The following is a 10919-nucleotide window of genomic DNA, read 5'->3' as shown; positions in this document are numbered from 1 at the left end:
CGTCACGTTTGCGCCCACTGCCCGGTGACGATTTCGTCGCTGCGCCACATACTGGCGTGCAGTTGACCTATGCTGCTGTCAGCACGACGCTGGTTAATTCCGAGGGATGCTCAATGTTTTACGTGCAACGCGATGCGCAGGGCCTGTTGGTACGCGTGGAACCCGCCGCCTATGCCGAGGCCACGGAAACGCTGGCGGCTGACAATCATGAGATCCTGGCCTGGTTTGCCAACGCGGCTGTGGAGAACAGCCTCAAACAGCTCAAGCAAAGTGACCTGGAAATGATCCGGGTACTCGATGACTTGATTCAGGTGCTGACCCAGAAAGGCGTGATCCGCGTCACAGACCTGCCGACGGCGGCCCAGGCCAAGCTCATGGACCGAAACCAGGCCCGTGAAGCCTTGGGTGGCTTGAGCCAATTGATCGATGATGAAGAGACCGGGTTGATCTGACGCGACCCTGCGATCATTCCCACGCGCTGCGTGGGAGCGATCACATCAGCCCCATGGTTTTGGCTCGCCAAACAACTGGCCCTGTACACCGTATAACCCCATCTCGCGAATCACCGACAACTCGCCCTCCGTCTCTACCCGCTCGGCAATCAGCGGCAGATCAATGCTGTGCGCCGCTCGCTGGATCGCTTCGATGAACAGGCGTTTGTCACTCTCCAGATCGATCGACCGAATGTAGCTGCCATCGATCTTCAGGTAGGCCAGCCCCAACCGAGCCAGGTTACCGATCATGCTGAAGCGGCCACCAAAACGTTGCAGGCTCAGGGAGAACCCGAGTTCGCGCAGGCGCCGGGTCAGTTGCTCCAGCACCGCCTGGTCAGGCAGTTGTTCTTCGCCAATTTCCAGGGTCAGACGCGGGCCGAGGTTGGAGTGCGCGCGCAGTATCTCGAAGATTTTGTTTTGCGCCTGCGAGTCGGCCAGGGTAGCCGACGACAGGTTCAGCGCCAGCGACTCCTCATGCCCGCTCATTTGCTCCAGCACCCGCTCGAGCATCAGCCGATCCAGGCGTGCGGTCCAGCCGAAGCGCTCCAGCCAGGGCAGAAAACGCCCGGCGGGGATGGTCTGGCCGTGTTCGTCGAGCAGTCGCGACAACACTTTGTAGTGCAGCACCAGTTGCGTGTCCTGGGCGGCCACTACCGGTTGGAAATACAGCTCGAAACGTCGCTGTGTCAGCGCCTGGTCGAGCATCCGGTGCCAGGCGTGGTGATCGTCGCCGACACTGGCCGCAAGGCTGTGTTCGATACAGGCCCAGTTCTGTTCGCCCTGGCCTTCGGCCTGCGCCAGCGCCTGGTCGCCGAGGCTGAGCACGGCTTGGGGCGAATCGCCGTGAGCGAAAGGCGCCAGGCCGATAGATGCCACGGCAGCCACATCGGTGGCGCCGGTAGCGTGAAGACTGGCCAAGGCACTGTCGAGGCTCTGTGCCAATTGCAGCGCTTCTTCGCGCACCAGGCCCGGTGCCAACACGGCAAATTCGCCGCCGCGGATACGGGTCACCAGGTTCTGGGTTTCCGGGTATTTGGCGCACTCGCGAGACAGTTGCTCGCCGACGGCCTTGAGCACTTCATCGGTGCGCTGGCCGCCGAGACGCTGGTTGAGACCGGCCAGATCCTTGACCCGCAACAGCAGCAGGTAACCGGAACTGGCCTGCTCCGGGTTGCTTACCCGCGCATTCAGTTGCATCTCGAAATAACGCCGATTGGCCAGCCCGGTCAACGAATCCTGATAGGACTCGACCCGTAGTTTTTCACTGCGTTCGGCCTGCTCCTGGAACAGCGCCTTGAGCTTCTCGACCATCTGGTTCATGGCCTGCACTACCCGGCGAAGTTCGGGGGTGCGCGGCAGTTCCGGCAGGCTGAGGAATTCCCGCCGGGCGATGGCATGGGATTGCTTGACCATGTAATCCAGCGGTCTCAATTGCTGACGCAGCAACAGCGCGCCGAGTACCGCACTGACCGCGCCACATAGCAGCAACCAGCCCAGGCTGCCCAAAGCGCTTTGCCACAACTTGGCCAGCGCGAACATCGGGTGGCTGACCACCTCGACCCTGGCAGCCTGCTCCCAGCCACGGCTGACGATCGCATCACCACCGGCGGGTTCCAGGCCGATCAGTTTGACGAACCAGTCCGGAACGTTGTTGACCGCCGGAATGCCCGTGCGCTCGACCAGGGTCTGGTCGGTCTTCAGATCGACCACGCGGATGTTCGCGTAGTAACCGCTGTCGAAAATCGAGCTGACCAGCAACTCGACCATCGCCGGGTCGTCAATGTTCGGTGTCAGGGACAGCGCCAGCGCCGTGGCGGCGTCCTGGGCATGGGAGCGCAACTGGTTGACGTATTGAGTACGCGAGCTCTCCAGACTGACCATGAAACTGCCGGTGAAGGCGACCACCAGGAACAGACAGATAGCAATCAACAGCTGTTTGAACAAAGACATCTGAGCATGTGCTCCTAGTTAGTCGTCTCGACCGGGAATCCTTCGGCCTGCATTTTTTTCAACACATCCTGCCAACGCGAAAGGCGCTTGGTATCGCCGACCTTTTTATTGCCCTTGGCACCCGGCAACCACATCCCTTCCGCATTGAAAGAGTAGACCGGCAGCAAATCCTTTCGTTGGCTGGCCGGCTTGATTGCATCAATCAGGCTGTCGAGCACCAGGGGCTCGGCTTCCGGACTCGCGTAGTAAGTCAGCACCATGTGTGCACGGTTCTGGGTCAGTGCCTTGACATAGGTGATACGCAGCTTTTCACTGGCTACACCGAGGTGTCGCAGGCTGAAGTACTTGGCAATAGCGTAGTCTTCACAGTCGCCGGCGCCTTTCCAGAGGGCTTCGATCGGGGTTTCCCAGTAGTCGACTTCATGCCACAGATCGATGTCTTCGACGTATCGCAGCTGTTTATTGATGAGGCGATTGACCACATTGAGCTGTTCCAACTCGCCGATCTGCTTCTGGCTAGTCAATAAGTGTTGCCAATCATTAATGCGCTGCTGACCATCTCCCAAAGGTCCGTACAATGCCTGCGCCCGCCGGCTGATCAGGGAAAAATCCCAATCGGCGCTCAAGCTGCCCAGCATCACGCCAGCCAGCACCAATGCGCTGCACAGCCAGCGTAAAACCCGGGGGATCGTTAAACTTGCCGCCAATGCGAGGCATCCTGGATAGGCAGGAGGGAGTCGTTCGAATGGTGAAGGTTAGCCCGGAAAAAGACAATGGCACGGTGAGATCACTGGCGGCGCGCTAAACTGCAAGAAAGGCACTCGAGAGCTTGTTTGACAAGCAGTCAGTCAGTTACTAGTGTCATTTGGATCCAAAAATATTCCATCAATCAGGGTGCGTTTAGTGACACAAAAGCCCAACCCTCTCAGCAGTATCAAGGTCAACGGGCCAATTCCCGCACACATGGCACGCTCGGTGATCGAAGAAACCCTGCGCGCGGCCATACTAGACGGGCGCATTCCTTGCGGTGCGGCCCTGCGCCAGCAAGACCTCGCCGACCTGTTCGGCGTGAGCCGCATGCCCGTACGCGAAGCCTTGCGTCAACTCGAAGCACAATCGTTGCTCAACGTGGTTGCCCATAAGGGCGCCGTGGTCGCGCCGCTGGTCCAGGGCGATGCCGTGGAAACCTACGCACTGCGCATCCTGCTGGAATCCGAAGCGCTGCGTCTCTCGGTGCCACTGCTTCGGGAAGAAGATCTCGAACAGGCTGCCCGTTACATCGACGCACTGGAAACGGAAAGCGACTACACAGAAATCGGCCGGCTCAATCGCCTGTTCCACATGGCGCTTTACACCCGGGCGCCGAATCGCCGGCTGTTGAAACTGGTCGAAGACGGCCTGAACGAGGAAGAGCGGTTCCTGCGTTTCAATCTGGAAGCCATGGGCTTGGGCAAACTTTCCCAGGATGACCACAAGGCACTGTTGCAGGCTGCCGAAGACCGGGACGTCGAACGCTCCGTGCAGCTGCTCGAACATCACCTGAACCGAGGGGTCGAGGTCATTACACGCTACCTCGACAGCCCTGAAGTCCAGGCCAGGAACAGGTCGAAGTAGCCCGCGGCGGCAAGCCCGGGGAACGTACCGAAGGGTTCACCTCGCTTGCCGCGCATTCCTCCAAATGCTCCGCGAATAATTTGATTACAAATCCCCTGCCCCCATACCACACCGCCCTTGCGGCGCCATACCGTGCCCCAACGCCCCGCAGCCTTAAAACCCGACCATTGCAACGTTTGCGTGATGCCTCAGTAATGGCGGCCACCTCGATTTACGCCCACTCTGGATAACCAGGACAAAAAACGGGTGACGCTCCGTGCGAATGGAGCAGTCCCTGCCCCGAGAAGCGAAGGAAGGAGCCTCATCACGGGAACGGAAGGATCGGTATCACTCGCGACCCGCTTCCACCCCCTCAGACACCCCCAACGACGCCCGTAAAAAAGTTACTTCGAGTGAGGCATTCACTCTTTATTCAATTCTGACTTATATAAGCCGGAAGGAGTAACTACGCCAGAATAAAACCAATATAAAAAGTTTTATTGGAACTTATCATTTTCGAAAAAGTTGAATATTGAAATAATAACAAAACAACTTGATCAACACTTTATATGTGTATTAGTTTTTCTTCGCCGTCAGCCACAAACGGCAGCAACGCCTCAGTTACCAGGCATCCATGGCACTGACAAAGATCAATTAATTTGAGGTACCCGTTCGCTAGGAGAAAACTTCCAGCGAACTTCAGTGCTTGATTACTTCTCACCTAAGATCACTCACAGGCTCATCCATGAAACCAACTAAAGAACGTCTGATTCAAAAAAAAGCCGAACTTAGCGAACACCCGATCTTCTCTGAAATACATTCGCTGCCGGTCCTGCGACGCTTCATGGAAACCCACGTGTTTGCCGTATGGGACTTCATGTCGCTGACCAAGCGTCTGCAACAGGAGCTGACCTGCGTGCGACTGCCCTGGCTGCCGCCGCAGGATCCCCAGGCCGCGCGGTTGATCAACGAGATCGTCCTGGGTGAGGAGTCGGATGATCGCCCGGCCCAGGGTCATTACAGCCACTTCGAGTTGTACCTGGATGCAATGCGCGAGGTCGGCGCCTGCACCGTTGCCATCGAACGCTTCGTGGCCCTGCAGCAAGAAGGCGTGAGCTACGACGTGGCCTTGCAGAGCGTCAAGGTCGATCCGGCGGCCGCCAATTTCGTCCGCCATACGCTACACACCGCACTGCATGCGCCGGGTCACAGTGTGGCGGCGGCGTTTCTGCATGGTCGCGAGAGCGTTATCCCCCGGATGTTCCAGCGCATCCTCGACGATTGGGGCATCGGCATCGAGCAGGCGCCGACTTTCCGGTGCTACCTCGAACGGCACATAGAGGTCGATTCCGAGGACCACGGCCCGGCAGCGGAAAAGCTCTTGTCGCGACTGGTCGATAGCGATCCGCAACGGCAGGAAGACGTGTACGCCAGCGCTATCGCCGCCGTGGAAAGTCGTATTGCCCTGTGGGACGGGTTGCGCCTGAGCATGAACGAATGCGTCGTGGAGGTGAGCGCATGAACGCCGCCGACTACCAGTCCTTCGCCGATGCCTGGGAGAGCCGCGCGACCATCCGCACCCGCCCGCGCCGCGTGCTGGAGAACGACGACAAGCTGATCTACCCCTTGAGCCGCCAACCGCTGGTACTGAGCGAAACCTTCCTGCGCGAATGCCCGGAACAGCGCGACTTCGCCCTGGTGCAGACGCTCTACAAGTTCATCAACGATGTGGTGATCTTCGAAACCGAGATCGTCGACAAAACCGCCCGCAGCATCGCCAAGAACCGCTTCGCGGTCGAGTTTCCGTTCGCCTGTCGTTACGACGCCATGACTGTGGTGGTGGACGAGGATTACCACGCGCTGGTGGCAATGGATTTCATGCAACAGACCATCGCCATGACCGGCATCTCCCCCATTGAGTTACCGGATGAGATCGAGCTGAGCCGGGCGATACCGGTGGCCGTGGCGCTCGCACCGGAGCATCTGCGTAGCGCTGTAGAACTGATCTGCGTGGCCATCGCCGAAAACACGGTGACCGGTGAAGTCGCCGCGTTCGCCAAGGACGACACGGTCAAGCAATCGATCAAGGGCCTGATGGCCGATCACTTGCTGGACGAGGGGCGCCATTCCGGTTTTTGGGCGCGGCTGGTACGCATCTACTGGCATGCCGCAAGTGCAGAAGACCGCCAGTGCATCGCGCAGATCCTGCCGGTGTTCATTGCTCATTACCTGACTAATGATATCCAGAAATCCTTCGATTTCCGCTTGATCGACGCACTGCAGATCAACGACGCGGCGCGCCACGCCCTCAAGAACGAAGTGTCGGCACTGGCCTTCCCGATCAGTCGTCATCACCCGCTAGTGGCCAACATTGTGCGGTTTTTCCACAGCAGTTCGCTGCTCGATTCGCCGTGCGTACAAACCGCCCTCAGCGACTACCTGGTTTGACGAGGAGCCCATCATGAGACGTCTCGACATCCTGCTCTCCGGACAAAGCCAGGCCCTGACCGACCTGGCATTGGAACTCGAACAACACGGTCACTCACTGACACGAGTATCCGCACTCGACGAAATGCCTGGGCTTACGGATCTACTGATCGACGATGGCACGTCACCTCCGTTCACCTGTCAGGCGCCACGACTGACATTGCAATTGGGCTTTGGCCTGCCACAGGCGTCCGGCCTGCCATCGCTGGACGTGTTGTGCTGCCATGGTTCAACGCTGCTGACCCGTGTACCCATCGCCGATGAACCGTCGGGTAACGGCCAGGCGTTGCGTATGCAGGCCATGACAGCACTGGTTGACCACGTGGCGCTGCTGGTCAGCCGCTACTCGCGCGATGCCGACTATTTTCGGCTCGCTGAACCCGCCGTACCTGTCGGCTTCGAACGCATCGAGAGCCTGCAGTTCCTGGACAGCCTCGCGTTCGTGCATCGCCTCAATGCCACCGCTGCCCCATTACTGCAGCAACTCGCGCTAACGCCGATGATCGAAAGGCTGGAACAACAGTGCATTCAGAGCGCCGATCATCCGGCCTTGAGTATCGCCGGCGACACCCTCGACTATCGCCAGTTGCACGCCCACAGTCGCGCCATCCAGCAACGTCTGCGACCGCTGCTGGAGCAGCATCAAGGCACGGTCGTCATCGGGATCTGCCTGCCCAAATGCAGTGCACTGTATGCGGGAATCCTGGCGATCCTGGGTAGCGGCGCGGTGTACTTGCCGCTGGAGCCAAGCCATCCGTTGCAACGTCAGCAGTACATCCTGTCGAATGCCGGCGCGGTGTTGTTGCTGCATGACGGCGAGCATCCCCTGGCGAGCGAGATGCCCGGGCTGGACATCAGCAGCATCGACGTCCATGACGCAGACCTCACTCAACCGTTGATGCGCCAGCGCCCCGACCTCAATGCGCCATGCATGGCGCTCTACACCTCGGGCACCACCGGCCATCCGAAGGGCGTGTTGCTCAGCCAGGCCAACCTCGCGCACTTCACCCACTGGTACGCCGACTATGTGCAGCTGACCCGCCAGAGCCGGGTGCTGCAGTTTTCTTCATTGGGTTTCGACTCGTCACTGATCGACATTTTCCCGACCCTGTTGCAGGGCGCCGAGCTGATCGTGCCCGGCGATGACCAACGTCGTGATCCGCTGCAGCTGGTGGAGCTGATTCGTCATCGGCAACTGAGCCACGCCTTTTTACCGCCGGCCTTGTTGAGCATCCTGCCGCTGGAGCAATTGCAGTGCCTGGACCATGTGATGACCGGCGGCGATGTCTGCGAGCCGTGGGTCATCGAGCAACTGAGCCGTCAGGGCAAGTTCTACAACCTCTACGGGCCAACCGAAGCCACGGTGCTGATTACCGCGCGCAAACTCCTGGCAGGCGACAACAACCGCTCACTGGGAGCTCCAATCGCCAACAGCCAAGTGTTGATTCTCGATGACGACTTTCAACCGGTGGCCGAACAGACGGTCGGCGAGTTGTACATCGCCGGCCCGGGAGTGTGCCTGGGTTACCTGAACAACCCGCAACAAACCGCTGAGCGCTATCTGCACTTGAACTTGCCTGATGGCCGGCCCCTGCGCGTCTATCGCACCGGGGACATGGCGAAGTGGACGGCTGAAGGGATCGAGCTGTGCGGCCGACGTGATAATCAGGTGAAGATTCGCGGCTTCCGGGTCGAGCCGGAGGAGATTGAGCGCTGCCTGCGCGACAGCCAGTTGTACCGCCAGGTTGCCGTGGTCATCGATAGCCAGCGGCGGATTCTGGCTTTCCTTGCTCAGCCCCGAGAGGACCTTCCCGGCACCGCTCGCCAAGCGTTGAAGGCTCACGCGACGCAGCACCTGCCGGACTACATGCTCCCCCTTGCATGGACCGAGCTGACAGCCATGCCCTACGCCAGTAATGGCAAGGTCGACCGCAAGGCGCTTCTGGAGTTGCCGCTCAACGTCACCGAGCACCCTCCACGACGTCTGCCCGCCAGCGCCGATGAGGCCCTGCTGCTGGAAATCTGGGCCGAGTTGCTGGAGTTGCCTGCGAGCGACATTTCCACCGACGAAAGCTTCTTCAATCTGGGCGGGCACTCGATCCTGCTGTCGCGCATGCTCCTGCGACTGCGCGAGGAGTTCAGGCGCAGCATCTCGATCAACCGTTTCATCGAGCTGCCCACTCTCGCGAAACTGGCGACTCTGGTACGCGGCTCCGGCAGCGAAGAAGCGCTGAGCGAACAAGCCATGCGCGATGCCTTCCGCGAACTGGATGTTCAGCCGCTGCCCGTCAGCCGCATGGGCGATGTGCACAAGGTAATCGTCACCGGTGCCAACAGCTTTGTCGGTGTACACATCGTCGAGGCGTTGCTGGCTTGGGGGGCGAGCGAGGTCGCCTGCCTGGTTCGCGACGGCAACGGGCAATCGGCGGACGAGCGCTTTGCCCAGGCGTTGCGGGAGAACCGTCTGGAGCATCTGGATATGAGCCGGGTGCGGGTTTACGCGGCAGACATCACGCGGCCGGAACTCGGTTTGGCGGCCGAGGTTTACCAGCGACTGGATCAGGAGTTTGGCGCTCTGGTGCACAACGCGGCCAACGTCAATCACGTCCTCGATTACGAGTCGCTCGCCGGGGACAACGTCGAGCCGATTTTCGAGTGCCTGCGCCTGTGCGAAGGACGCTGCAAGAAAATCTTCAACTTCGTCTCGACGCTCTCGGCCTCCAGCACGATATCCGCCGACGGCCGAGTGCTTGAGTTACCGGCTGCCCCCACACCACCGATCTACATCAAGAACGGCTACAACCTGTCCAAATGGGTCGGCGAGCGAATCCTCGAACGGGCGCGGGAGCTTGGGGTGCGGGTCAATCTCTACCGCCCCGGCAACATCAGCTTCAACAGCCTCACGGGCGTGTGCCAGCCGCACAAGAATCGCCTGATGCTGATGCTCAAGGGCTCGATCCAGCTGGGACAGGTGCCGGAGTTCGCCTTGAACTTCGACTTGATGCCGGTGGACTTTCTCGCCCGATTCATCGCCTTCCACGCCAGTCGTTATCAACCGGAACAAGCGGTATTCAACCTGCACAACCCCGAGCCCTTGAGCTGGGATAACTACGTGGCGTCCTTCCTCGAGGCGGGGCGCGAATTCGCGATGGTCAGCGTCGCCGACTGGCAGCAGCAACTGGGTCGGGTCGACAGCGACAACGCGCTGTACGGCGTGCTGGGGTTCTACCTCAACGGCTTCGAGGAGGACATCGGCGACATCTCGATGATCGGTCACGACAACGCCCAGGCCGGTGTTCGGCTGATGGGCGCGCACTACCCGCAAAAGTCCCCGGCGCTGCTGCGTCGCGGTTGCGACTACCTCAAAGAAATCAATTTCATCTGACTCACCCAACGGAGCAAAACCATGAGTACTCTGCAACCCGACACCCTGATCAAAAACCCTCACGGCTGCCACGTGGTGTCCTCGGTGGACGTGCCCGCCGATGCTACGCAGGTATGGGCCGTAGTCGGTAACTTTGCCGGCTTCGATCGCTTCATCCCGGCGCTGTCGCACATCGAAATGACCGGCGAAAGTGTGTCATCGCTGCGCAAAAAGTTTTTCAAGGACGGCAACCTGGTGGTCGAGCAACTCAACTCCCGGGACGACCAGGCACGGCACATGACCTGGACCACTATCTACAACACCCTGGGTGTGGCCAATCTGTGGGCAGCGATGAGCGTTGAACCGCTGGGTGCGGGCAAGTCCCGCGCCACCTGGACCATCATCGCCGAACCGGCGCAGGGAGGTGCCGAGGCGCTGCCGGGCTTCAAGGCTTTCGTACAGGGTTTTGCCGATGATGCGATGAACAATGTGCTGAAGCTGTTTGCGTAAGACGTGAAAAAGCCCGTTGTGGAGAGGCTCCACAACGGGCTTTTCAGTACCCCTGAAACGACAAAACCCCTGTCTGCGTTAGCAGACAGGGGTTTCGGAATTCAATCTTGACGATGACCTACTCTCACATGGGGAAACCCCACACTACCATCGGCGATGCATCGTTTCACTGCTGAGTTCGGGATGGGATCAGGTGGTTCCAATGCTCTATGGTCGTCAAGAAATTCTGTGACCAGCCCGTTAGAACTTTAACGTGCCAGTGAAAACTGGTGACTTCTACTAAAACAAAACCCCTACCTGCATACGCAGATAGGGGTTTCGGAATTTAATCTTGACGATGACCTACTCTCACATGGGGAAACCCCACACTACCATCGGCGATGCATCGTTTCACTGCTGAGTTCGGGATGGGATCAGGTGGTTCCAACGCTCTATGGTCGTCAAGAAATTCGGGTACTGAGTCGTGACCGGCTGGTCTCGCTTCAGCAAATTGGGTATGTGACAGTTTGGTGTTTTGTGAG

General features: G+C 59.3%; 8 protein-coding genes and 2 rRNA genes. 6 read left to right on the top strand and 4 right to left on the bottom strand.

The features are described from left to right. Positions 1–113: 113 nt before the first annotated feature. A complete protein-coding gene (locus AC3IP0_RS00620; RefSeq protein WP_223504791.1) occupies positions 114–452 on the top strand; it encodes a tryptophan synthase subunit beta in 339 nt (112 codons plus the stop codon). 45 nt (positions 453–497) lie between these two features. Here AC3IP0_RS00620 and lapD read toward each other — a convergent pair whose 3' ends face one another. Then, complete coding sequence (gene lapD / locus AC3IP0_RS00615) at positions 498–2444, bottom strand: cyclic di-GMP receptor LapD (RefSeq protein WP_489317849.1); 1947 nt, start codon at positions 2442–2444, stop codon at positions 498–500. Between the two features lie 14 nt (positions 2445–2458). Beyond that, positions 2459–3151, bottom strand: a complete 693-nt coding sequence (gene lapG / locus AC3IP0_RS00610; RefSeq protein WP_489317848.1) for a cysteine protease LapG — start codon at positions 3149–3151, stop codon at positions 2459–2461. Positions 3152–3347: 196 nt separating this feature from the next. Between lapG and AC3IP0_RS00605 the strand changes: the two genes are divergently transcribed. The 5 genes from AC3IP0_RS00605 to AC3IP0_RS00585 all read left to right on the top strand — a co-directional run bounded on the left by AC3IP0_RS00605 (position 3348) and on the right by AC3IP0_RS00585 (position 10398). Further along, entirely contained in the window at positions 3348–4058 is a 711-nt protein-coding gene (locus AC3IP0_RS00605) for a GntR family transcriptional regulator (RefSeq protein WP_489317847.1), read from the top strand. Between the two features lie 724 nt (positions 4059–4782). Continuing rightward, entirely contained in the window at positions 4783–5559 is a 777-nt protein-coding gene (locus AC3IP0_RS00600) for a DUF3050 domain-containing protein (RefSeq protein WP_489317846.1), read from the top strand. Beyond that, positions 5556–6485: a diiron oxygenase gene (locus AC3IP0_RS00595; protein ID WP_489317845.1), complete on the top strand. Its 930-nt coding sequence runs from the start codon at positions 5556–5558 to the stop codon at positions 6483–6485. Before AC3IP0_RS00600 ends, AC3IP0_RS00595 begins: the two co-directional genes overlap by 4 nt. A gap of 13 nt (positions 6486–6498) precedes the next feature. Beyond that, the gene (locus AC3IP0_RS00590; protein WP_489326424.1) at positions 6499–9909 is read left to right on the top strand and encodes an amino acid adenylation domain-containing protein; all 3411 of its coding nucleotides are present in this window, start codon (positions 6499–6501) and stop codon (positions 9907–9909) included. 21 nt (positions 9910–9930) lie between these two features. Beyond that, a complete protein-coding gene (locus tag AC3IP0_RS00585) occupies positions 9931–10398 on the top strand; it encodes an SRPBCC family protein (protein WP_489317843.1) in 468 nt (155 codons plus the stop codon). Between the two features lie 105 nt (positions 10399–10503). Here the strand turns inward: AC3IP0_RS00585 and rrf (AC3IP0_RS00580) are convergent. Beyond that, a 5S ribosomal RNA gene (gene rrf / locus AC3IP0_RS00580) occupies positions 10504–10619 on the bottom strand. Between the two features lie 108 nt (positions 10620–10727). Further along, positions 10728–10843: ribosomal RNA gene (gene rrf / locus AC3IP0_RS00575) — 5S ribosomal RNA — on the bottom strand. Positions 10844–10919 lie beyond the last annotated feature (76 nt).

This window comes from Pseudomonas sp. GL_103 (assembly GCF_057835175.1).
Note: the sequence above shows the minus strand (reverse complement) of the source record. Positions and strands in the feature narration are given on the sequence as shown.